The organism is Pseudomonas asturiensis (assembly GCF_900143095.1).
In the GTDB taxonomy this organism is placed as follows: Bacteria; Pseudomonadota; Gammaproteobacteria; order Pseudomonadales; family Pseudomonadaceae; genus Aquipseudomonas; species Aquipseudomonas asturiensis.
The window spans coordinates 50659-73951 of the sequence record NZ_FRDA01000019.1; the positions used below are offsets into that span (position 1 = coordinate 50659).

The 23293-nt window shown below is 60.3% G+C and carries 17 protein-coding genes and 1 pseudogene; 11 read left to right on the top strand and 7 right to left on the bottom strand.

Going from position 1 to position 23293, the window contains the following annotated elements:
• Window positions 1-27 precede the first annotated feature (27 nt).
• From BUB69_RS24405 to BUB69_RS29750, 3 genes and pseudogenes are all read right to left on the bottom strand, one after another.
• The gene (locus BUB69_RS24405) at window positions 28-1278 is read right to left on the bottom strand and encodes a TerD family protein (protein ID WP_073171773.1); all 1251 of its coding nucleotides are present in this window, start codon (window positions 1276-1278) and stop codon (window positions 28-30) included.
• 90 nt (window positions 1279-1368) lie between these two features.
• Window positions 1369-1974 (bottom strand): methyl-accepting chemotaxis protein, encoded by a 606-nt coding sequence (locus tag BUB69_RS29745; protein ID WP_419198405.1) that lies wholly within the window; start codon window positions 1972-1974, stop codon window positions 1369-1371.
• Window positions 1957-2841, bottom strand: a pseudogene (locus tag BUB69_RS29750) (PAS domain-containing protein); the annotation flags it as partial. The gene BUB69_RS29745 and the pseudogene BUB69_RS29750, both read right to left, overlap by 18 nt.
• A 214-nt stretch (window positions 2842-3055) precedes the next feature.
• On the opposite strand from BUB69_RS29750, the gene BUB69_RS24415 reads away from it, so the two are divergent.
• Window positions 3056-3808 carry a class I SAM-dependent methyltransferase gene (locus BUB69_RS24415; protein WP_175561844.1) on the top strand — a complete coding sequence of 251 codons (753 nt, stop codon included), beginning with the start codon at window positions 3056-3058 and terminating at the stop codon, window positions 3806-3808.
• A 39-nt stretch (window positions 3809-3847) separates the two neighbouring features.
• Here the strand turns inward: BUB69_RS24415 and BUB69_RS24420 are convergent, their stop codons facing one another.
• On the bottom strand, window positions 3848-5266 hold the full coding sequence (locus tag BUB69_RS24420) for a mannose-1-phosphate guanylyltransferase/mannose-6-phosphate isomerase (RefSeq protein ID WP_073171776.1): 1419 nt from the start codon (window positions 5264-5266) through the stop codon (window positions 3848-3850).
• A 273-nt stretch (window positions 5267-5539) separates the two neighbouring features.
• On the opposite strand from BUB69_RS24420, the gene BUB69_RS24425 reads away from it, so the two are divergent.
• Window positions 5540-6445 carry a DUF4214 domain-containing protein gene (locus tag BUB69_RS24425; RefSeq protein ID WP_073171779.1) on the top strand — a complete coding sequence of 302 codons (906 nt, stop codon included), beginning with the start codon at window positions 5540-5542 and terminating at the stop codon, window positions 6443-6445.
• Between the two features lie 43 nt (window positions 6446-6488).
• Entirely contained in the window at window positions 6489-7373 is an 885-nt protein-coding gene (locus BUB69_RS24430; RefSeq protein ID WP_073171783.1) for a DUF4214 domain-containing protein, read from the top strand.
• 316 nt (window positions 7374-7689) lie between these two features.
• Here the strand turns inward: BUB69_RS24430 and BUB69_RS24435 are convergent, their stop codons facing one another.
• Window positions 7690-10029, bottom strand: a complete 2340-nt coding sequence (locus BUB69_RS24435; RefSeq protein ID WP_073171786.1) for a beta strand repeat-containing protein — start codon at window positions 10027-10029, stop codon at window positions 7690-7692.
• A gap of 612 nt (window positions 10030-10641) precedes the next feature.
• Here BUB69_RS24435 and BUB69_RS24440 point away from each other — a divergent pair.
• The 8 genes from BUB69_RS24440 (at window position 10642) to BUB69_RS24475 (ending at window position 20431) form a co-directional block, all read left to right on the top strand.
• Window positions 10642-11631 (top strand): glycosyltransferase family 2 protein, encoded by a 990-nt coding sequence (locus BUB69_RS24440; RefSeq protein ID WP_073171789.1) that lies wholly within the window; start codon window positions 10642-10644, stop codon window positions 11629-11631.
• On the top strand, window positions 11628-11984 hold the full coding sequence (locus BUB69_RS24445; protein ID WP_024693968.1) for an EamA family transporter: 357 nt from the start codon (window positions 11628-11630) through the stop codon (window positions 11982-11984). Before BUB69_RS24440 ends, BUB69_RS24445 begins: the two co-directional genes overlap by 4 nt.
• Window positions 11985-12060: 76 nt before the next feature.
• Window positions 12061-14115 carry an ArnT family glycosyltransferase gene (locus BUB69_RS24450; protein ID WP_073171793.1) on the top strand — a complete coding sequence of 685 codons (2055 nt, stop codon included), beginning with the start codon at window positions 12061-12063 and terminating at the stop codon, window positions 14113-14115.
• A gap of 235 nt (window positions 14116-14350) precedes the next feature.
• Window positions 14351-15589 carry an ABC transporter ATP-binding protein gene (locus BUB69_RS24455; RefSeq protein ID WP_073171797.1) on the top strand — a complete coding sequence of 413 codons (1239 nt, stop codon included), beginning with the start codon at window positions 14351-14353 and terminating at the stop codon, window positions 15587-15589.
• On the top strand, window positions 15573-17150 hold the full coding sequence (locus tag BUB69_RS24460) for a class I SAM-dependent methyltransferase (protein ID WP_073171800.1): 1578 nt from the start codon (window positions 15573-15575) through the stop codon (window positions 17148-17150). The genes BUB69_RS24455 and BUB69_RS24460 overlap by 17 nt, the downstream gene beginning before the upstream one ends.
• Window positions 17147-18280, top strand: coding sequence for a glycosyltransferase (locus BUB69_RS24465; protein WP_073171803.1), 1134 nt, complete (start codon window positions 17147-17149; stop codon window positions 18278-18280). The genes BUB69_RS24460 and BUB69_RS24465 overlap by 4 nt, the downstream gene beginning before the upstream one ends.
• The gene (locus BUB69_RS24470) at window positions 18252-19208 is read left to right on the top strand and encodes a GDP-mannose 4,6-dehydratase (protein WP_073171807.1); all 957 of its coding nucleotides are present in this window, start codon (window positions 18252-18254) and stop codon (window positions 19206-19208) included. The genes BUB69_RS24465 and BUB69_RS24470 overlap by 29 nt, the downstream gene beginning before the upstream one ends.
• A 74-nt stretch (window positions 19209-19282) precedes the next feature.
• Complete coding sequence (locus BUB69_RS24475; RefSeq protein WP_073171810.1) at window positions 19283-20431, top strand: glycosyltransferase family 4 protein; 1149 nt, start codon at window positions 19283-19285, stop codon at window positions 20429-20431.
• Window positions 20432-20713: 282 nt separating this feature from the next.
• On the opposite strand, the gene BUB69_RS24480 is transcribed toward BUB69_RS24475, so the two are convergent.
• Window positions 20714-21712, bottom strand: a complete 999-nt coding sequence (locus BUB69_RS24480; protein WP_245825322.1) for a hypothetical protein — start codon at window positions 21710-21712, stop codon at window positions 20714-20716.
• A 20-nt stretch (window positions 21713-21732) separates the two neighbouring features.
• Entirely contained in the window at window positions 21733-23142 is a 1410-nt protein-coding gene (locus tag BUB69_RS24485) for an MBOAT family O-acyltransferase (protein WP_024694771.1), read from the bottom strand.
• Window positions 23143-23293 lie beyond the last annotated feature (151 nt).

Genomic DNA, 23293 nt, shown 5'->3' on the forward strand with positions numbered 1-23293 from the left:
TAGACACACTGCGCTCGACAACCGGCGCTAGACGTATTCCTTGCCGTCACTGGCAACCAGCGGCTCACCCTTGAACACCTCAGGGCCGTCCATCGTGAGTTTCAGGGTGCCTTTGTTCCAGGCAAGCCAGGGCGTTGCCTCGCTGCAGTCTTCGGAGGTCACGCCGGAAGGGCTGAGCACAATGGACTCCTGATCGATCTCGATCAAACCGATGACATAGGTATAGATACTCTCGTCGTCATAGGCGCCCGGCTTGAACTCGAACGCGCACTCCACGACCTGATTGCCGTATTCCATGCGCATGCGGGGCTTGAGCGACGCCACGGAAACATCGCCGTTATCGACCGCCGAATAAACACTGCACACCAGCGCCACCTTGCCGCCCATGTGCCGGGAAATCTGCGGGTTGATCTCGACGGTCTCCATCGCCGGTTCCGATGCACTGGCAACGACGACGTCACCGGTGTGAAACACAAACGGGTCGAGGTCGAAAGCGCCACGCTTGTCGGGTGCCTGAATGATCGACATACGGCCGTCAGGGCGCAGGATACCGATGCGCAGGTCCAGGTCGTCGTTGTCTTCATCGTCACCATTGTCGATCCAGGTCGCACTGACCTTGATCACTCGGGGTGCGGTGGGCCCTTTCTCCAGCGTGACCTTGTGCGTACTGCCGGGTTTGTCGAGCGTGACGATGGATTTGGCGATGTTCACGGGGGTGGCAGGCGGCGTAGGTGCAGCGGGTGCGGGTGCCTGCTCCTCGACCTCGATGCCATACAGGCCGCACAGCCCGGCCAGCCCACTGGCGAAACCCTGCCACACGGAGCGGGCTTTGGCCTGGCCATTGCGCAGGTACAACTCAAGCACAATGATGCCGGTCTCCTGATCGAAGGACACGGGCGCCAGCTCCAGAACCTGCGCGCCGACCGTGACACGCCCCACCAGATCGCGCACCTGGGCGAAGCCGCCGCCCGCGCCATCCTGAGTCAGGGTGATCGCGATTTTGCTGATCGAGGCAGGCAGGCGCGAAAGGTCGAAACCGATGCTGTGGCTGACCGTGCCGCCTTGCGTCACGGGCGCTGCGAAGCTCGCAGCCCCTGACGCATGCTCGGGGGCATTGAAAAAAACCATGCCGCTGTCATCAATGACCTTGCCGCTGTCGGTCACCAGAAAAGCCGTCAGATTGACGTCCAGATGAGCATCGGCAGCATGGCTGACCACGACCTGCCCACCGGGCGCGTCGAGGGTGGTGTTTTCGCCGGGTTTGAGGCCTTGAGTCACGTCAGTTCGCCTGTCCATAGTAGGGACTGCCACAGTGGCTTTTCATCCCCCTGAAGGTCAAGTCCCTGCCAGAAACCAGGTGCAGGCTCATCACTTCAATTGATTGGCAAACCGCCCTACGGCACCCACCACCTGTTTGGCGCCTTCCTGAATCTCGACAATCACTGACCCCGCCTCGTTGGCCAGCTGCAAGCCCTGTTCGGCCTGGACGCGGCTGTTGGCCATGCCGCGTACGGCCTCGTCGGCCAGTGCCTGGTTCTGCTGCACCACGCTGACGATCTCCTCGGTGGCCGCACTGGTACGGCCAGCCAGTTGCCGCACTTCATCGGCCACCACGGCAAAGCCCCTGCCCTGCTCGCCGGCACGCGCCGCTTCAATGGCCGCGTTGAGGGCCAGCAGGTTGGTCTGCTGAGCGATACCGCCGATGGTCTGCACGATGGAGCTGATCAGCAATGACTGCTTGCCCAGCGCCTCGATGCCGGAGGACGCCGATTCCATTTCCTGGGAGATCTTGCGCATGGTCTGCACGGTGTTCTGCACCACGTCCGCGCCGCGCTGGGCGCTGACGTCGGTCTGTTGGGAAATCTCGAAAGCCACGCTCGCCGCCTGGCTGACGTCTTCCTCGCGGGCGACCTGATCGGTCACTACGGTTGCGAACTTGACGATCTTGTACAGCTTGCCCTGGGCGTCATGCACGGGGTTGTAGGTCGCCTCGAGCCACACATCACGGCCGCTGCTGTCGACCCGTTTGAACCGGCTGGCCACGAACTCGCCACGGTTCAAGGTGGCCCAGAAATCCTTGTACGAGGCCTGGCTCACTTCCTGCGGATCACAGAACAGGCTGTGGTGCTTGCCCTTGATCTGCGCCAGGTTGTAACCCATGCCACGCAGGAACTGCTCGTTGGCGGTCAGCACGTGACCGCCCAGATCGAACTCGATCACCGCTGTGGAGCGCAGCAAGGCCTGAATGAACGCCGAGTTCTCGGCTGCCGTTTCAACGGTTTGAGTGATGTCAGAACCAAAACACTGCAGGTGCATCAGCTTGCCGCTGTCGTCCAGGACCGGCTGCCACATGGCGCGGATCCACGCCAGACTGCCGTCGGAGCGCAGGAAACGGTAATTATCGATAACCGACTCGCCCTTCTGCACGGCGGCCCTGAGATTGCGATAACAATCGAGCTGCTTCACGTAAGCCGGCACCAACCCGTCCAGTTCACGCCCCAGCAATTGATCGCTGCTATACCCCAGCATCCTGAGGAAGTTGTCATTGACGTGGGTGATCCGGTAACTGGCGTCCAGGGTCAGCCCCACCATGCGGGCATCGATCCCCTTCTGCATCTGCCGGTACATCGATAACTCGGCCTGCTGTGCCTGTAATTCCTTTTTCAAGCGAGTATTGAACATGACTGCACCGATCTGTGGGTTGTACGACGTTATCGGCAAAAGCATAGTCGGGATGAGCGCAGTCCGTCCGGGATTTGCACGCTGCGAAACCGTGCACATATTTGCATCCTGGGCCCGCGACACTTCTGTGTTTGCGCGCCAGCAAGTTGCGCTCGTCATCGGGTTGCCATGGCGCTAAAACAACTGACTAGGCTTCATACATGCGAACTTCGGCAGTGCATGCACCTGTAAAACATCATCGTCATGTTTAAGGGACCGCCCGCCATGAGCACACGACTATGCCCTGTCTGCCAAACCACGCTGCAACGCGGTATCTACACCTGGCATTTAACCTGTTCGGGCTGCCATTACGAATGGCTCGACTCTGGAGCCCGTGATCAACTCCAGCCCTGCTCATGAACTGATTGACGAGAGCAAACGCGAAGCAGGCCTGAAGACTCTCAGAACCCGAAACTTTCAAACCGTGCTCAGCCGTATCAACGCCTTGAAAAAGCAAGGCAGTCGCTTGCTGGAAGTAGGCTGCGCCCATGGGTGGTTTCTGGACCTGGCGCGACAGGATTTCGACGTGACGGGTATCGAACCTGACCAGCAATTGCTTGAACGTCTGGACAAGCGTCTGCCCGTGCGGCACGGCTATTTCCCGCAGGCCCTGGAGGAAGGTGAAACGTTCGATGTCATCGTTTTCAATGACGTGATCGAGCACATTCCAGACATCAGGATGACCCTCGACACCTGCCGCCGGCATATGAACGAAGGCGGATTACTGGTGTTGAATCTGCCCAACAGTAACGGGATCTTCTACCGACAGGCAAAATGGCTGGCTCAGCACTCGATGCAGGGTCCATTCAACAGGCTCTGGCAGAAAGACCTGCCATCCCCCCACGTGCATTACTTCAACCCCGCCAACCTTGAACGTTTGCTGGGCATGCAGGGGTTCACTCTCATGGAGAGAGGACGGTTGCCTACGCTGGTTCTGAAGGGATTGCATGCCCGCATTGCGCTGGTCAAAGGCCTTGGCCCTCTGACGCAGCAGGCTGCTTATGTAGCGCTTCTTCTGGCGCTGCCGATGCTCAGGCTGCTGCCAGGCGATATTTTCTACTGCCTGGCACAGCGACAACCTGACTGAGCCTGAGCAGACAGGGTCCGCTCAGGTTGCAGCACCTGATTACTTCTTCAGACGCCCGTAACGGTCTTCGAAGCGCACGATGTCGTCTTCACCCAGATAAGAGCCGGACTGCACTTCGATCAGCTCGAGCGGCACCTTGCCGGGGTTGGCCAGCGAGTGTTTGACGCCCAGCGGAATGTAGGTGGACTGGTTTTCCGAGAGGATCAGTTCCTGATCGTCGCACGTCACTTTGGCGGTGCCGGAGACCACGATCCAGTGCTCGGCGCGGTGGTAGTGCATCTGCAGCGACAGGCATTCGCCCGGCAGCACGCTGATACGCTTGACCTGATAACGCTCGCCCATGTCGATCGTGTCGTAGTGGCCCCACGGACGGTTGACCAGCGGGTGCGTGACAAACTCCGGACGCTCTTCGGCCTGCAGACGCTTGACCACGTCCTTGACCTGCTGACTGTCGTTCTTGTTGGCGACCAGGATGGCGTCCTTGGTCTCGATGATGATCAGGTTCTCGACACCGACCGTGGCCACCAGGCGGTGGTGCGACTGCACCAGGCAGTTGCGGGTATCGATGGCCATCACGTCGCCTTCCAGGCGGTTGGCGTTGGCATCGTGCGGGCCCACGTCCCAGATCGCAGCCCAGCTGCCCAGATCGTTCCAGCCCGCATCCAGCGGCACGACCAGACCGGCGGCCGTGTGCTCCATGACCGCGTAGTCCACCGACTCGTCGGCGCACAGCGCAAACTGCTCGGCCTGCACGTGCAGGAAGTAGTTGTCCGCCTCGGCATGCTCCAGTGCCACACGGCAAGCGGCCAGGATATCCGGGCGGTGCTGCTCAAGTTCGGTCAGGAACACCGAGGCACGGAACATGAACATGCCGCTGTTCCACAGGTAGATACCCGAAGACAGATACTCTTCGGCCATTTGCTGGGACGGTTTTTCCTTGAAGCCGGCAATGTCGAAACCGCCCTGGGCGATGGACTGACCGCACTGGATATAGCCAAAACCGGTTTCGGCGTGGGTCGGTGTGATGCCGAAGGTCACCAGACGACCGGCCTCGGCATGTGCCTGGGCAACACGGACCGCCTGGCGGAAAGCGTCTTCGTCATGGATGTGGTGGTCGGCGGCCAGCACCAGCAGGATCGGGTCCGTGCCGTCGGCGGTCGCTTCCAGCGCAGCCAGCGCGATGGCAGGAGCCGTGTTGCGCGCCAGTGGCTCAAGGATCACACGGCGGCTGGCCATCTTCGCCACACGCAGTTGCTCGGCGACGATGAAACGATGGTTCTCGTTGCTCACCACCACGGCCGGCGAGTGCTCAAGCCCTTGCAGACGAGCGAGTGTGCGCTGAAACATCGTTCCCTGATCCTGACCGTCAAGGGCCAGAAACTGCTTGGGAAAGCTTTGGCGCGACAGCGGCCACAGACGCGAACCATTGCCACCGGCCAGGATTACAGGGGTAAACATAGATGCTCCATTCTTGTGCCACGGGGGCGTAGCGAGGGGCGCATTATCCGGGGGCTGTAGAGGGGATGCAATACGGATAGATGCCCGCGACACGCCGCGATGAACGGTAAACATTGCCCCGCTACTCGGGAACTATTCCCATCGCAGAAAGTCCGACGTCCCACTTGATAAACAATTTGTATCATCGGTGATACAACCTCAGCTTCCATGCCGCGTCATCGGGACTGTATTCCAGGTGCGTGCATGAAGGTCTGCCTCAACCAAGGAAGATCAATGGCAACCCTGAAACTCTATCAGCCCATCGACATGAACGCCCTTCAAGCATGGGACGGCACCTTCCCCATTGTTGACGCAGGCCATATACAAGCCACTGACGGTGTGAGAACCCAGGATTACTTCGGTTCCTTCCAGTTCAGCAATGGCGAAGTGTCCGGCGGCGTGTTGACGTCCACTGTCGCTTATCAGAATGGCGCGTATTACGAAGTCAGCGGTTTGAATCTCGACGCCGGGGTCATGGCCGAATACATCGGTAACTTCGACATCAATGGCGCCCTGACCGAAATACTCAAAGGCGACGACACCCTTATCGGCTCTGCCGGCAATGATGTGCTCAAAGGCGGCGCCGGTAACAATGCGTTCGATGGCGGCGCCGGCATCGACACCGTGTATTACAACGGTGGCAAACATGACGTCTCGATCCCGTCCAGCGGTAATACGTACACCGTCAGTCATGACGGCGGCACCGACACCTTGAACAACATCGAGCGTATCGACTTCGGCCCGGGCTCTGTTCTGGCGCTGGATGTAAAGGCTGGCGAAAACGCAGGTTCGGCCTATCGCCTGTATCAGGCCGCGTTTGATCGCAAGCCTGACACCAGTGGATTGAAGTACTGGATCAACGAACTGGACACAGGCGCCAACCTTCAACAAATCGCTCAAGGTTTTGTCGACAGCGCCGAATTCAAGACGCTCAACCCCAGCAACGATGCCACGTCGATCATCAACAACTTGTACCAGCACGTGCTGCACCGCGACGCCGACGAAGCGGGCGCACAGTATTGGAAAAGTGCCATGGCCGAAGGCATGAGCACACATGAAGTACTGGTTTCGTTTTCCGAGAGTCAGGAAAACATCAGCAACACCGCCGCGGCACTCAACAGTGGCCTGTGGCTGGTCTGACACCTCAATACTTTTACCTCTACCTTCAGGATAAGGAATCCTTATGGCACGCGTTACCTATAATCAGCCGTTCACCAACTTTGATGTGAGCAAAGCCGCCAATGTCGGCGTGACCGGTACAGTCACCGACGCTACCAGCACTCACATCGGCTTCAGCGATGGCTCTTACTCGGCGGACCTGAAAGGCATCTTTGTCTACGGCAGTACTCAACTGATGGGGCGCGTCTCCGAGATCTCCTATTCCAAGGACGGCTCGACTTACATGACCGTCTCTGAACTGGGTTACAACCTGTCGGGCTCGGTTCCAACGTCCTTCTACGAAGGCGATGACACGTACATCGGTTCCAGCGGCAACGACCTGTTCAACGCCTGGCTGGGCAATGACAAGTACGATGGCGGTGCGGGCACCGACACCGTCTACTACAGCGCGTCCAAGAACGACTTCGTCGTCAAGGCCAGCGGCAACGGTCTGAGTCTGGACGGCCTGGGCAAGACCGACTCGCTCGTCAACATCGAACGCGTCCAGTTCGACGACGGCACCCTGGCAGTGGATATCAATGCCGGCCAGAACGCCGGTTCCGGTTATCGCCTGTACCAGGCCGCGTTCGACCGCAAGCCGGACAACGACGGCCTCAAATACTGGATCAACGATCTGGACAAAGGCAGCAGCCTGCAGCAAGTGGCCAAGGGCTTTGTCGACAGCGCCGAGTTCAAGGCTCTGAACCCGGGTCAGGACCAGAATTCGCTGATCAACAACTTCTACCAGCACGTACTGCACCGCGACGCCGATGCAGGCGGCCTGCAGTACTGGAATGGCCAGATGAGCGGCGGCATGACGGCGGCTGAAGTTCTGGTGTCGTTCTCTGAAAGCCAGGAAAACATCGCCAACGTGGCCCCCGACCTGAACAACGGTCTGTGGCTGGTGTAACAACAGCACCTGATCTGCTGGCGTAAAAAAACCCCGCTTTCTTCTGGAAAGCGGGGTTTTTATTGGGCCTGTAAATGTGCTGTGACGCTCAGAATACTCAGGCGGGGAGTGGTGCGCCTGATGCTATGGCCAGAAAGACAGATAGATGTGTTCCGCCATGCCGGTTTATTTTTAATCGGAGAGTCCATAACCGTTACACGGCCCTGAATACATCAATCACCGAGCAGTGATGTCCTCACATAAAAATACCCCCACCAATTAAGGGTGAGGGTATTTATCTAGAGTGACTTTTACAGCCGTATAACTCTCTTGTTTATCACACGACCTCAAGCGTCAGGTTGAATACACCGGCGGTGTCCAGAGACACACTGGTGACACCACTGAGTACTATTTTCTCTGCAGATGACGTAGCGGTGTTATAGAACGTCAGCTCGTCAGCGGTCGATACCCCACCCACATTCGCTGCGAAGAACCATTGGTTACCTGCTGTTCCATCGACGGTGGCGGCCGACGTGCTTGCGGCACCGGTCACGTTGGAAGCACCGGTGTTCACTTTGTCAACGTTGGTCAAAAAGCTGAAGCTGTCACCGCCAGCAGCGTTCAATGTCACCAGATCGTCAGCACTCAGTTTCAGCAGGTTCGCAGTGGTCGCCTGAGCTTTCGTCAGGTCGATAGCGACCGTATTTTCACTGGAGTTGATGCTGTCGATTTTCGCGTCAGCCAGCAGCGCGGTCAGGTTGCTGTTGATGTTCGCGGAGGTGTCCACAACCGTGATCTGATCGCCAGCAGCCAACTTGGCAGTATTGGCTGTCAGAGCCCCTTGAGCGGCGGTGAGGTTGATTGCTGTCGTGTTCTCGCTCGAATCGATGCTATCGATTTTCGCGTCGGCCAGCAGTGCGGTCAGGTTGCTGTTGATGTTCGCGGAGGTGTCCACAACCGTGATCTGATCGCCAGCAGCCAACTTGGCAGTATTGGCTGTCAGGGCACCTTGAGCGGCGGTGAGGTTGAGTGCCGTCGTGTTCTCGCTTGAATCAATGCTGTCGATTTTCGCGTCGGCCAGCAGTACGGTCAGGTTGCCGTTGATGTTCGCGGAGGTGTCCACAATCGTGATCTGATCGCCAGCGGCCAACTTGGCAGTATTGGCTGTCAAAGCCCCTTGAGCGGCGGTGAGGTTGAGTGCCGTCGTGTTCTGGCTCGAATCGATGCTGTCGATTTTCGCGTCGGCCAGCAGTGCGGTCAGGTTGCTGTTGATGTTCGCGGAGGTGTCCACCACCGTGATCTGATCGCCAGCGGCCAACTTGTCGGTATTGGCTGTCAGGGCCCCTTGAGCGGCAGTGAGGTTGATTGCCGTCGTGTTCTCGGTCGAATCAATGGCAAGCACATTTGCATTGCTGAGCAGCGCAGCCAGATTGGTATTGATCGTCGCACTGGTGTCCGCCAGTGTGATGTTGGTAAAGCCTGAAACCTTGGACAGGCTCTCGGCATTCAGTGTAAGCGCAGTTGCCGCGTCGCCGGACGCGGCAGCGACGGCAATCACGCCCGTAAGGGCCAGGGCACCGGCCACATCAGACGCTTGCACACCCGTAAGGCTGAGTGTTTTGTTGTTCAGATCGACATTGGTCAGGGACGTCAGTTTGGTTGCATCTGCAAACGACAAGCCTGTGACGTTCGCAGCCAGCTTGACGGCTACGCCGCCAGTGTCCGTGATCGTCGACACGTCAATGGCTGGCGTTGCAGCAACGCCGCCGCGCAGGAAGGTGGCCTCGCCGTTCGTGACAGTGAACGTGATGTCACCCGTTGCCGTGCCACCAAACGTCAGCGCACCATTGAGGTCTTCGGTGACAGTGAAAGTAGGCGTTGGCGTACCGCCACCGCCCGTCCCGGGCGTGGCCACGACCACTGCCGCACTGCCCTGCACCGCCGGGTTGTCCAGCGCAGCCGGGTTGGTGGCGGCGGAGGTCAGCAGGGTGCTGGCGTTGTCGAGCAGGGTCACGATGTTGGTGCTGCTGGTCGCGCCGCTGGCCAGGGTCTGCAGGTAAGTCGAGGCATCCGCCACTTCGCCTGGCGCGGTGGTGATCAAGGTGGCCAGGTTGGTCAGCAACTGATTGGCCGACGCCAGGACAGCGGCCGTCTGGCCGGCGGTAGCCGAGGGAATCAACGAGATAATCGCCAGGGTGCCTGAGACGCTGGCGGCGTCGGTGCTGACCGAAGACAGGACCTTGGCGCCCAGCGTCGTATCGTTCAGGCCCTTGTCGGCGTAAGCGACGCCAACAGTGGCTTTGTTGGTGATCAGGGTGTTGTCGAGCACGCCCTGGGCCGAGGTATTGGCCTTGGCGCCATTGATCAGGGTCAGCGCAAACGAATCACGGCTCAGCGTGCCGTTGCCGAGCTGGTCCAGCCAGTACTGGGCACCGTCCGCATCGGAGGTGCGGCCCAGAATATTGCCGTAAACCTTTTCGACGAACTGAGCATCGGTCAGGGTCGCAGGAAAGGCAGCCTGCCCTTCGGGCTGCTGGGTGGTCCAGTTCTCAGCGATCTGCGCCAGGGTCAACTGGCCAGTCGTGATTGCATTCGTCCAATAGGTCAGTCCACCCGCATCCGGTGCGCGGTTGAAAAACGTCGTGTACAGCTCAGCCAGATCAGTTTGCGTGCTCATGTACTACTCCTTAGTGGAACAACTGAATCGCGGTGATTAATGATGTATTACGCGTTCTTTATTTCAGATCGACGACGGCCCAGCGCGGTATCACCTGACGATGTACGTGAAGCGCCGAACGGTCTCCTGTTGTTCTGAAAACAGGCGGCACATCGCTGATAGCGAGCAATCAGCCGTGTTTCAGACAGGCATAAGTCATCGAACAGGATCCGGTGAGTTCGGACGTCCTTACGACTATAAAAGGGGGTTGGCTTTTCAAGGGTCTGCGCGTGAAGTCCCACTTGCACAGGGCCACGCTAACGATATGAGCGCGGGTTGTCTAACCCGACGCTAGACCAAATTCAACTAACTTAATGCTGAAAAAAATAAACGGCCTGGTTATAAGCGTCGGTCAATGATGTTCTGATGTTGTCCCGCGAATACTGGAAACAGACAAACTGCAAGAGGCCTATTGTCCGACAATAAAAATAGTCATTTAAGAAAAACTCGGCGATCTGCTACGATCCGTGGCTTTTTTGCTGGCACAGGATAGGGAATATCCCTACACGTAAAAGCGATACCCCTCTATAAAACGTCGCTTGATAAATCGGGCAGAGGGCAAAAGGAGTAATCATGCAAGGTCAGGTCGCCGTCGTTATCCCCTGCTACAAGGTGCGTCAGCAAATTCTCTCGGTCATTGCCCAGATCGGCCCGGAGGTGTCGTCCATTTTCGTGGTCGATGATTGCTGCCCTGAAGGCTCAGGCGATTACGTAGCCGAACACTGCATCGATCCACGCGTGGTCATTCTGCGCCACACGGTCAATCAGGGTGTGGGCGGTGCGGTGATGACCGGTTATCAGGCAGCCATTGCGGCGAACGTCGACATCATCGTCAAGATCGACGGCGATGGTCAGATGGACCCGGGGCTGATCACCAACTTCGTCGACCCGATTCTCAACGGCGAAGCCGATTACACCAAAGGCAACCGTTTCTACGACCTGGAAAAAATCAGCGCCATGCCGAAGATGCGACTGTTCGGCAATGCGGTCCTGTCCTTCATGACCAAGCTGTCCTCCGGTTACTGGAACCTGTTCGACCCCACCAACGGCTACACCGCCATTCACCGCGAAGTGGCGCGCCATCTGCCGTTCCACAAGATCAGCCAGCGCTACTTTTTCGAGACCGACATTCTGTTCCGGCTCAACACCCTGCGTGCCGTGGCCGTCGATATCCCCATGGACGCCAAGTACGAAGACGAGGTCAGCAACCTGAAGATCTCGAAAATCATTGGCGAGTTTCTGCGCAAACACGCGCGCAACACGTTCAAGCGGGTGTTCTACAACTACTACCTGCGCGACATGTCGCTGGCGTCCATCGAGATGCCCACGGGCCTGGCGATGATCGTGTTCGGTTGCGGGTTCGGTCTTTACCACTGGGCGAGTTCCAGCTACACCCACGAGCCGACGCCGTTGGGCACCATCATGTTTTCTGCGTTGCCGATCATCATCGGTATCCAGTTCGTGCTGGCGTTCCTGTCCTATGACATCAGCTCGGTCCCCGATCGCGTCATCCACAAGAAGTACCAGAAGCGCCGTCAGCTGCAACTGGAAAAGAGGCCATGATGTCTTTATCGCAATTTGTCTTCATCTCCCTGACCGTCATCGCGCTGGCGACCGGTCAGATCCTGTTCAAGCTGGCCTCGGCCACGGTCGAGTTCTCGATGGCGGGCCTCTGGAGCGCGATGGTCAACGTGAAGCTGATCATTGCCCTGGTGGTCTACGCCGGTGCGACCGTGCTCTGGCTGTTCGCGCTCAAGACCACGCCGCTGAGCATCGCCTACCCCTTCACCGCCATGGCGTTCTTCATCGTCCCGCTGCTGGCGCACTTCTTCCTGGGCGAATCCCTGAACTGGAACACCTTCGCCGGCGCGGCACTGATTGCACTGGGGGTTTGCGTCTCGGTGTACAGGGCCTGAGACCTGACGGCCCTGCGCCGCCCTGGCCGTCGGCAACCTCTTTTATTTTTGAATGCGTTTGATACGGACATTGGCAATGAATCGCTCCACCCGGGAATCGCCCAGCAACCTCTACATCCTGTTTTTCATCGGCATCGCGTTCTTCCTTGCCCTGGCGCTGAAAAACAGCGGCCTGTACCCGTTCATCTTCTCCGATGAGTACACCTACAGCCGCTACTCCAGGCTGATTCCGCTGTCCGACTCGATGATTCCGGGGTATCTGTACCTGGCGGTGTATCGCCTGACCAACCACTGCGCGGCCGATTTCCTGGGCTGCGCGAAAATCTTCAACGCGTTCTTCTTTGCCTGCGCCACGCCCTTCCTGTATCTGGTCGCGCGGCGGGTGATGAACACCGTGCCAGCCCTGCTCATCACGGTGTGCGCGCTGCTCGCGCCGATCAACAGCTACACCACCAACTACATGCCAGAAGCCTTCTATTTCCTGGGCTTCTGGGTGTTCATGTGGAGCATTTTCAGGGTCCGGCCGGGGTTCGCGCAGGACTGGGCCATCGCCGGTTTCACGCTGGGCTGCACGGCGCTCATCAAGCCGCATTCCATGTTGTTTGTGCCTGCGGTACTGATTTACATCGGCTACGTGTCGGCCACCGCACGCGACAGCAGCCTGCGCATGACCCTGCGCAACCTGGGGGCTTTTCTGCTGGCCGCGCTGGTCGCCAAGTTCGTGATCAGCTTTTTGATTGCAGGCCCGGCGGGGCTGACCTTCTTCGGCCCGTCGTACAGCAAGATTGCCTCGTCCACGACCTCCGGGATGGACCGCATCATCCAGTTGCTGACCCTGGGCCTTGAGAGCGTCAGAGGTCACCTGCTCGCCCTGTGCCTGATCGTCGGTCTGCCAATGGCGGTGGTGATCCACGCGGTCTGCAAGGCTGTGTTTGCCCGCCGTGAACCTGACAACGCGCAAAAGATGGCGATCCTGGCCACGCTGCTGTTCGCCAACCTGATTGCCGTGGTCGGCCTGTTCACCGCGTCGGTGGTCAACACCAGCGTCTACGAGTCGGTCACGCGCCTGCACATGCGCTATTACGACTTCATCTTCCCGCTGACCTGGATCGTGGTCGCCTCGCGCCTGTATGCCGCGCCAGAAGGTCAGGCACGTGGCTGGCGCGCCGTGCTGGCCGTCTTGATCGGCCTGCCGATGGTGTACGCCATCTACACGGCCATGGCCCCGTTCGAACCGAGCATCATCGACAGCCCCGAGCTGCGGGGCTTTTTGTTCCACACAGGCTCGTTCTACTTCATGAGCGCGCTGGCCGTGCTGTCGCTGGGCGCTTGGGTCTACCAGACCCGCTGGGGCGCGAGGTTCTTCGTCTACCTGGCGCTGCCGCTGACTATCCTGCTGACCAGTTACTGGGTCACCCGAGAACAGCGCCTGCACCTGATCCCGGACACCTTCGACCGCGCCGGTTTGTTCACGCGCCAGTACCTGTCGGCAGAAGAACGCACCCAAGTGCTAATCATGGGCGCCGACCTGGGCGGATTGATCAAGGCCTCGTTCTACCTGGACAACACCGAGGTGTCCCCTGCGCCAGTGGACGAGAGCAATCATTACGACTTCAAGGGCCTGCCCGAGAACAAGAAGTGGCTGCTGTCCATCGGCAGTTACGTACCGCAGGCCAATGGTCGCCCGCAGGTCATCATGCCGGGCTTCACCCTGACCCGCATCAGCGCCAATGAAATCATTGACCTGCGCAACGCCCAATGGCCCGGCGTCATCACCCAGGCGCAGGGCCTGGCCACGCCCGAGAGCTGGGGCAGCTGGTCGACCGACGACGAGGTCGTGCTGACGTTCGCCCGGCAACTGCCCGAGACCTTTGATGTGCGCCTGACCGCTCACGCCTTCGGGCCCAACATCGGCAAGGACTTCATCCTGCGTGTGGGCAGCACCCGCGTGCCGTTCACCCTGAGCGAACAGGATCAGGAACTGCTGTTGCACCTGGATAACCCGGAACGGGCAAGCAGTCTCATCATCGAGGTTCCCCAGGCGGTCAGCCCGGCGCAACTAGGCATGAATGGCGATAACCGGAAACTGGGCCTGGGTATTCAGACCTTATCGATAGAACAGCGCGATTAATGCGGTGCGTCATTGTGCGGGCCTGACACTCAAGTGCGTGGATTTGACACCCGTGTATTTAAATACACAGGGTGTTGAATCAAACGCCGGTGCATGAGTCTTAAGCACACTTTGAATGCTCACAACAGCCACACATGTTAGGCTTCGCGCCCATGATTCACGTCGCCACGCCCACCCCTGCTGCGGCGGGCCAGGTTCGTTCTGAACAACACACCCCAAATTAAGAGTTGTACGCATGCTTGAAGTGGAAAACGTCTGTAAGGAGTTCAAGCTCTACAGCAGACCCTGGCACCGGCTCAAAGAAATTGTCATGCGCCGTAGTTACCACCGCACCCACAAGGCGCTGGATAACATTACGTTCAGCGTGGCCAGCGGAGAAACGCTGGGCATTCTCGGCCGCAACGGTGCGGGTAAATCCACCCTGCTCAAAATGCTCAATGGCGTGCTGTTGCCCGACGCCGGCCAGATCAAGATCACCGGCCGGGTCACGGGCCTGCTGGAGCTGGGCACCGGTTTCGACCCCAACCTCAGCGGCGCACAGAACATCGTCGGCAACGGCCTGCTACTGGGCATGACACGCCAGCAGATCGAGGAGCGTCGCGCCTCGATCGTCGAGTTCTCGGAGCTGGGCGCGTTCATTCACGAGCCGATCCGCACCTATTCCTCGGGCATGAACATGCGCCTGGCGTTCTCGATCGCCATCCATGCCGACCCGGACACCTTCCTGATCGACGAAGCCCTGTCGGTGGGTGACGGTCACTTCCAGCAGAAGTGCATGCGCCGCATCAAGGAGTTTCGTGCCAAGGGCGGCTCGATCATCTTCGTCTCCCACGACCTGAACGCGGTGAAGATGATCTGCGACCGCGCCATCGTGCTCAGCGAAGGCAAAGTGGTTGCCGACGGCCATCCCGAAGACGCCGTGAACATCTACAACCAGCTGCTCGGCGCCGATGACGACGACTACAGCGAACGCCTGCAGGTCGAGCAGCATGGCTATGGCTCGCGTCAGGCGGCCATGGAAAACGTCGTGTTCAAGGGCCTGAACTCGCAGAGCACGATCCTGGCCAACGGTGACACCGGCGTCCTGGAAGTGACCGTCGCCGCGCAGGTCGACCTGCCCGACGTGTCCCTGGGCCTGATGATCCGCGACCGCTTCGGTCAGGACATCTTCGGCACCAACAGCCATTACCTGGGTCATCCGATCGCCATGCTCGCCGGCGAGCGCAAGACCCTGCGTTATCGCTTCCCGATGCGCCTGGCACCTGGCAAATACACCATCACCCTGGCCTTGCACGACGGGGCGGATCACACGATCAACTGTTTCCACTGGCACGACAACGCCATTGGCTTTGAAGTGGCCGGTATCACCGGGACCTTCTTTGGCGGCATCTGCGACCTGGCAGCCACGCTGGAAGAACTGCACGCGCCAACAGATATTTCTAACGGAATTGCACGCAATGCTCATACCCAATAACCCTGACCTCGACTTCCAGGAACTCAACCGTCGCATCGAAGCAGAGGTTCAGCGTTATAAGCTCGACACCCGCGAGCGTGCGCTGCCAGCGTTCGACCCGTCACCGGCCGAGGTCTACGACCGTCCGTACCAATGGATGGAGCTGATCCAGCTCGACGACGAAGCGCTGATGCGTGCCGCCTACCCGACCCTGTTGGGGCGCAAGGCCGAGGCCAGTGAAATCCAGCACGGCCTGCATCAACTGCGTTCGGGCTTCGACAAGTTCGAAATCCTTGCCGCCCTGCGCTATTCGCCGGAAGGCAACGCACACAACACCGAAGTGCACGGCCTGCGCCGCGCCAAACTCAAGAACACCCTGCGCCGCATTCCTGTGCTGGGCAAACTGCTGCTCAGTGCCTACAGCGTGGCGTCCATCGAGTCGCGCAACCGCTACTACGTGGCGCGTCTGGACCTGCTCAGCCGTCAGAACAAACTGCAAAGCGATGGCCTGCTCGCCAGCCGCGACCAGTTCAACGTCCTGCAGGCCCAGCTGTATGCGCAACTGGATCTGCAACGCGGTCAGCAGTTGCACCTGGACGAGCTCAACAGCTTCCTGCAATCCCAGCAGCGTGCGTTGCAGGCCCAGCAGGATTCACTGGATGCCCATGAATTCAAGGTCAACGCGCAGCGGGCCTTGCTTGATGAGCACCAGCGCGCCCTCGAACACAAAGAACAGGAACTCAAGCGCCTCGAAGCCGAGCTGAATCAGGAGCGCAGCACCCAGCAGGAACTGCGCGCCCGCCTCGCTCACCTTGAACGCCAGCCGCGTCAGGTGGCCGCCAGTGCCAGCAGCAATGCCGAGGCCAGCGTGGTTGCCACGGTGCCGGCCGCCGCTTCGTCGGGCGTGCCGAGCAGCATTCCGGACAGCTTCTACCTGGCGTTCGAAAACCGTTTCCGCGGCGACGCCGAAACCATCCGCGAGCGTCAGTCTTACTACCTGCCGATCCTCGACAGCGTGGCCCCGCTCAACGCCGGTCTGCCACTGGTGGACATCGGCTGTGGCCGTGGCGAATGGCTGAACATGCTGCCCACGCCGTTTGCGCGCATCGGCATCGACCTCAACTCGATGAACGTCGAAGCGTGCATCGAGCAGGGTCTAGAGGCCGTGCAGCAAGACGCACTGGTCTGGCTGGCCAACCAGCCGGAAAACAGCGTCGCAGCAGTGTCGGCGTTCCACGTGATCGAGCACTTGAGCTTCGAGCAGTTCAACACCCTGCTCGACGAGTGCCAGCGCGTTCTGGCGCCGGGCGGTGTGATCATCTTCGAAACGCCGAACCCGGAAAACATTGTGTCTGCGGCCACGCACTTCTACACCGACCCGACCCACATCCATCCGCTGCCGCCGGCCTTCACCGAATTTCTGGTGCAGTTCAAAGGCTTCAGTGACGTGCAGATCCACCGCCTGAACCCGATTCCGCGCGAATACGCCCTGAACGAAGACAGCGAAGTGGCACGCCGTTGCGACGCGCTGTTCTACGGCCCGCAGGATTACGCGGTCACGGCGAGCAAGAGCGCGTCATGAAACCACTGCGGATCGATCAATTTGCACCCTCCGTCGCCGCTGGCGACGGCGTGACCAACGGTTTGCTGTTCACCCGCAGCCTGTTGCACGACCTGGGCTACGAATCGGACATTTACAGCTTCTCGATCCCGGAACAGATGATCGGTCAGGTGCTGCCTGCCCGCACCTTCCACGCCTCGCGTTGCGACCTGCTGATGTACCACCACTCCATGGGCCACGATCACGGCCCGTGGCTGATGCTGCAGCAATGCCCCAAGGCGCTGGTCTATCACAACATCACGCCGCCGGCGTTTTTCCCCGAAGGCAGCGGCCTGCGCCGTTATGCCGAACTGGGCCTGACCCAGTTGCGTGACTGGCGCGAAGAATTCGTTCACGCCCTGGCCGACTCGCCGCTCAACCAGAGCGAGCTGGAGCTGGCCGGGTACGAGCGCAGCAAGACACTGCCGCTGCTGGTCGACACCCGTCGCCTGGAAGGCCCGATGAGCCAGCCAGCATTTATGGCCGACCAGCCCGCCGGTACCCGCTTTTACCTGGCAGTCGGACGCCTGGCCGAGAACAAGCGCCAGTACCTGCTGATCGAAGCGTTCTATCATTTGTTGCAGAACCAGCAGGCCTCTGAAGAGTCGCCGCAGCGCCTGATCATCGTCGGCGGCACAACCAGCGAAGCCTACGCCCGCGGCCTGCAGATGCACATCCTGAACCTGGGCCTGCAGGAGCACGTGCTGCTGGTCGGTAAATGCTCGGAGCCCGAGCTGCGCTGGCTGTACAGCAACGCCCATCAGTATTGGTGCGCCAGTGCCCATGAAGGGTTCTGCATGCCCTTGCTGGAAGCCAACTACGCCTCACTGCCTGTTGTCACACAAGCGCGTTCCAATATTCCCGACACGCTGGGTGAAGGCGGCTTACTGCTGGAAAGCGACGACCCGGTCGATTTCGCGATGGCCTGCCATTTCCTCAACACCGAGCCTGGCCTGCGTGAAAAGCTGATCGATGCCGGGCATCGCAACCTGATGCGCTACGAGCGCGAGAACCTGAAGCAGGCGTTAGTGCTTTGGCTCGCCCAACTGGATTTTTTACAGCCCCGTGAAGGAGTACAACTCGATGCGACCCTTACTACTCACAGGTGCTAACGGCTTTGTCGGCAAGATCCTGACCGGCCGTCTGCAACAGGCAGGCTTCCACGTCACCGCCCTGAGCGGCCAGTCGAGCCCGGCCCAGAGCACGGCGGACGACCACCTGCAATGCGACATCCGCGACACCGAAGCGCTGGCCAGTGCCGTGGCCAGGGTCCGCCCTGAATACGTTGTGCACCTGGCGGCGGTTTCCCACGTGCCCACCAGCTTCAAGAACCCTTTGCTGACCTGGCAGACCAACGTCATGGGCAGCATGAACCTGCTTGAGGCCGTCAAACAGCACGCGCCCGAGGCCTTCGTGCTGTTTCCCAGCTCCTCGGAAGTCTACGGCGCAGCGTTCAAGACCGCCGACAGCGTGGACGAAAACACCCCGCCGCAGCCGCTGAACCCCTACGCAGCCAGCAAGGTGGCCGCCGAGACCGCGTTTCGCGAGTATTTCCGCCAGGGCGTCAAAGGCGTCATTGCGCGGCCGTTCAACCACATCGGCGCCCAACAGAGTGCGGACTTCGTGACGGCCTCGTTCGCCCGCCAGATCGCCCTGATCGAGGCTGGCAAACAGGCGCCGGTGCTCAAGGTCGGCAACCTGGACGCCATACGCGACTTCCTGGACGTACAGGACGTGTGCAGCGCCTACCTCGAACTGCTGAAGCTGACCGATAAGCCCGGCCATCCGGCGTGCCTGAACGTTGCCAGCGGCCACTCGCGCAGGATTCGCGACATGCTCGACCAGTTGCTGGCGTTGAGCACGGCGCACATCGACGTCGAACTGGACCCTGAACGCCTGCGCCCGTCGGACATTCCGGTGGCCGTAGGCAATGCCCGTCTGCTGCGTGAAACCACAGGCTGGCAACCGCAGATCGCCTTGCAGGACACCTTGCGTGAACTGCTCGATTACTGGCGACAACAGGTTCTGCACAGCGCCTGACCTGACCCTGAGTAAGGCCCGACACGTCGGGCCCCGCGACGCTCCCTCTCCGCCGAATCGAGAAGCAACGAAGAATGAACATTGGCTTTAGCTGTAGCGTCTGGTCGGGTGGCGAACGCGCCGGGCATCTGGACGGTATCGGCACCTATTCCAAAGCCCTGTGGCACGGTCTGAACGACCTGGCGCACAGCAGCGAGCGCAACCTGCACATCAAACCCTATGCGTTTGGTCGCGACCTGCCAGCGCTTGATTGCGGCATCCCCAAACCGTTGGCCGTGCGGTTTCCGGTCCACGCGTTGTTGAGCGGCTTCCTCAAACTGCCCCTGGCCAACTCGATGGCCATCGGCCGCGACGTGGACCTGTTTCACGCCACCGACCACCATATTCCGCGCATTGCCGGGGTGCCCACTGTGGCCACGGTCATGGACGTGATCCCCATGCTGCACCCCGAATGGATCAAGAACGACCTGCGCAGCCTCAAGAGCTGGTTGTTCAACACCAGCATTCGTCAGTGCGACCACGTCATCACCATTTCCGAGCACAGCAAGCGCGACATGATCGAGCACCTGAGCCTGGCCGAGGAACGCATCAGCGTGACGCCACTGGGTGTGGATCCGGTGTACTTCGAACGCATCGACGAGCAGCAGTGTGAAGCCGTCCTGAGCCAGCACGGCCTGCGTCCCGGCTTCTTTCTATTTGTAGGCACGCTGCAACCGCGCAAGAACCTGCCACGCATCCTGCAGGCGTTTCAGCAGCTGCCGGCCGACGTGCGCAAGGAACACCCGCTGATCATCGTGGGCCGTGACGGCTGGAATAACGAAGACCTGATGCCTCAGTTGCAGGCACTTGAGGCACGTGGCGAAGGCCGCTGGCTCAGCTACCTGCCCCAGGCGCAGGTCATGGCCTTGCTGCAAAGCGCAGGCGCCCTGATGTTCCCGTCTCTGTACGAAGGCTTCGGTCTGCCGGTGATTGAAGCGTTCGCGGCACAATGCCCGGTGATCACCTCAAATAGCAGCTCGTTGCCGGAAGTGACGGGCAACGCGGCCTGGGCAGTGGATCCCTACGACGTCGACAGCATCAGTGCGGCCATGCGCGACCTGCTGGCCGATGAAACGCTGCGTGCGCAACGCGTCGAACTCGGCCTGGCCAGGGCTCGTCAGTACACCTGGAACAGCTGCGCCCAGCAGACGCTGGATATCTATCGCAACGTGCTGGGGCGCTGAGGCTCCGGCATCTCCGACGCAGCGCTGACCCCTTCGCGAGCAAGCTCGCTCCCACGAAACCGCGTTTTCGCGCAACAAACCCCGTGGGAGCGGACCGGGCGGCGTTCCGCTTGTCCGCGAAGGGAGCCGTACATCCGACAACTATTCAGCGGCTGAAACACCGTATTCGCGGACAAGTCCGCTCCCACCGGGATAGGTGCCCTGCCCAAACTATCGGGTGCAACTCAAACCTGGTGTTTGCCGGGAGATCGCGCAGCACCGAAAAGGCGGCGGTATCTCCCACTATTCGGTAGGGCGTGTCGGGGTCGATGAGCGGCACGCGTCGAACGCCGGGCGTGTCCATTCCAGCAGCTGCCGGGTGTAGATCGCGCGGGATTCAGCGTTCAGGTGGTAGTTGGTGTCGAAAAACCTGTCCATGGGGTACATCGTCTGCAAAGGTGAGCCGATGTAGTTCAACCCTTGCTGACGTGCGACGTCAGGCAGCGACTGGTAATAACGCAACTCTTCGCCCCGGTGATAGGCCTCGCGGTCCAGCATGGGTGGCGGCACGAACACCGCGCAGCCGCCTGCGGCCGTGACCTGATCGGCCAGGGCCTTCCAGCCCGCCCAGTTGGCGTTCCAGGTGCGCGCATTGGCGCCGTAGTCCTGCACGCTCGAGCGCTCGACCAGCTCACGCATCCAGACCTGCTGCTGCGCCGCCTGGCTGTTGACCTGGTCGCCGCGCTGATCGAGGTTCTGCGGGCCGTACAGCCCGCTGACGGCAAAACCCTGCGGCAGGCCGCGATAACCCGCCAGTGCGCGGTACACCGACGTCAGCCACAGCACCTGGGCCAGCTGCGGCACATTAACGTCCAGACGCCGAAAGCCAGGGTGCGTCCACCAGTAATCAATGAACGACTGATTGATCGAATAGCGCTCGTGGTACATCGGGTACTCGACCGGCATCAGCACCCAGTCGCCGGGCTTGATCGCCTGCCGCGCGTACTGCTGGATGTACGGCGGCAGAATGCCCGCGTTGACCCCCAGATTCACCACCGGCCGGCCGAACGCCTGCTCCAGCGCGCCTGAATCAACCCCGAACATCGACGCCGAACCTGCCACCACCACCAGCTTGGGCTGCCGGATGGCGTCGGCGACGGCCAGTTTGTGCGCGTAGGCCTGCTCGACCCACTGCGTGCTGGGTACTTCGCGACCGATCTGCCCGGCCAGCAGCGCCAGCCACGCTCCCACCACCAGCACCAGGCCCAGCACCAGCCCCCAGACAAAACGCGTCGTTTTCACTGATCGCTTCATGATCCGGCTCAAAAGTTGAAGTACAGAAAGGCGCGGTCCGGCGCACCGGCCAGGGCCTTGAGCACCATGAACAGACCGACCGCTACCAGCACACCACGACCGGTCGCCCCCAGCTTGAGGCTCAGGCGACGACTGCCCGGCGTGACCAGCACCAGCACCAGCAGCGCGGCGCAGACCCAGGGCAGCGTCTTGACCACCTGCATGGTCGCCACTTCCGTCAGTAGCTGCGACAGGTCGAACGCGCCGCCCAGACGCCAGTCCGTCAGGCCCTGGAACATGTGCAGGCTGGTGGTCAGCGAGTCGGCCCGAAACGGAATCCACGCCAGCATCACCACCAGCAACGTCAGCGGCACGGCAATCAGCCGCGGCAGACGCCAGCGGCTCAGGTGCCGCCAGTAATGGTTGATCACCAGCAAGGCGCCATGCACCCCGCCCCACAGAATGAATTGCCAGCCCGCGCCGTGCCACAGGCCGCCCAGCAGCATGGTGATCAGCAGGTTGCCATTGGCGCGCAGCCGCCCGTGGCGATTGCCGCCCAGCGGGATGTACAGGTAGTCACGCAGAAACCCCGACAGCGTGATGTGCCAGCGCCGCCAGAATTCGACAATCGACGCGCTCTTGTACGGCGAGCGAAAGTTGGCAGGCAGCTTGATGCCAAACATCAGACCAAGACCGATGGCCATGTCCGCGTAACCGGAGAAATCGAAGTACAGCTGCAGGCCGTAACTGAGGCCTGCCAACAGCACTTCAGGCGCTGACAGGGCGTGGCCGGCCTGCGCACTGTCGAACAGCATCGCCACGCCCGGCGCCAGCGGATCGGCCAGCAGCACTTTCTTCATCAGCCCGAGGGTCAGCAGGCACAGGCCCAGTTGCCAGGTCAGCGGGCGATTGAACCAGCCGGCCGAAATCTGCGGAAACAGCGTGCGCGCGTGCACGATGGGGCCTGCGATCAGTTGCGGGAAGAAACACACGAAAAAGCTGTATTGCAGCACGGTGCCGGTGTCCGGCAGGCGGCGCTGATAGAGATCGACGTGCCAGGCGATCTTCTGGAAGGTGAAGAACGAAATGCCCAGCGGCAGGATGATGTGCCAGGTGGCCGACTCGGGCAGAAACCCGAGGAAGAACCCGGCGTACTTGAAATACGCCAGCACCGACAGGTTGAACACCACCGCCACGATCAGCCACACCTTCGCCTGCGCGCGATGGCGCACCTGCTGCTTGCCCAGCACGAAGTTGATCACAATCAGGCCCAGCAGCAGCCCCAGGTACTTCCAGCTCCACATGCCGTAGAACACCAGCGACGCCACGACCAGCATCGCCAACGCCGCCCGCTCCAGCCGCCAGGCCCGCAGCACCAGAAACAACAGATAGACCAGCGGGAAAAACACCAGCAGGAAGGCGTAGGAGCTGAAAATCATAGAACGACACTACGTAATGACGGCATGGAATTTATTGTTATCCGTGGCGGCGAGCCTGCTCGCGAAGACGTTGTGTCAGGCAACCCATCTGCTGCGCCTGTAACGGCCCTTTCGCGAGCAAGCTCGCTCCCACATGTTGGCATGACAAACG

Bases quoted from the DNA above. Each gene is read 5' to 3' on its own strand.
- BUB69_RS24465 (WP_073171803.1), top strand. From the start codon at position 17,147: ATGAAACCACTGCGGATCGATCAATTTGCACCCTCCGTCGCCGCTGGC.
- BUB69_RS24470 (WP_073171807.1), top strand. From the start codon at position 18,252: ATGCGACCCTTACTACTCACAGGTGCTAACGGCTTTGTCGGCAAGATC.
- BUB69_RS24440 (WP_073171789.1), top strand. From the start codon at position 10,642: ATGCAAGGTCAGGTCGCCGTCGTTATCCCCTGCTACAAGGTGCGTCAG.
- BUB69_RS24425 (WP_073171779.1), top strand. From the start codon at position 5,540: ATGGCAACCCTGAAACTCTATCAGCCCATCGACATGAACGCCCTTCAA.
- BUB69_RS24485 (WP_024694771.1), bottom strand. From the start codon at position 23,142: ATGATTTTCAGCTCCTACGCCTTCCTGCTGGTGTTTTTCCCGCTGGTC.
- BUB69_RS24435 (WP_073171786.1), bottom strand. From the start codon at position 10,029: ATGAGCACGCAAACTGATCTGGCTGAGCTGTACACGACGTTTTTCAAC.
- BUB69_RS24450 (WP_073171793.1), top strand. From the start codon at position 12,061: ATGAATCGCTCCACCCGGGAATCGCCCAGCAACCTCTACATCCTGTTT.
- BUB69_RS24475 (WP_073171810.1), top strand. From the start codon at position 19,283: ATGAACATTGGCTTTAGCTGTAGCGTCTGGTCGGGTGGCGAACGCGCC.
- BUB69_RS24445 (WP_024693968.1), top strand. From the start codon at position 11,628: ATGATGTCTTTATCGCAATTTGTCTTCATCTCCCTGACCGTCATCGCG.
- BUB69_RS24420 (WP_073171776.1), bottom strand. From the start codon at position 5,266: ATGTTTACCCCTGTAATCCTGGCCGGTGGCAATGGTTCGCGTCTGTGG.
- BUB69_RS24460 (WP_073171800.1), top strand. From the start codon at position 15,573: ATGCTCATACCCAATAACCCTGACCTCGACTTCCAGGAACTCAACCGT.
- BUB69_RS24455 (WP_073171797.1), top strand. From the start codon at position 14,351: ATGCTTGAAGTGGAAAACGTCTGTAAGGAGTTCAAGCTCTACAGCAGA.
- BUB69_RS24430 (WP_073171783.1), top strand. From the start codon at position 6,489: ATGGCACGCGTTACCTATAATCAGCCGTTCACCAACTTTGATGTGAGC.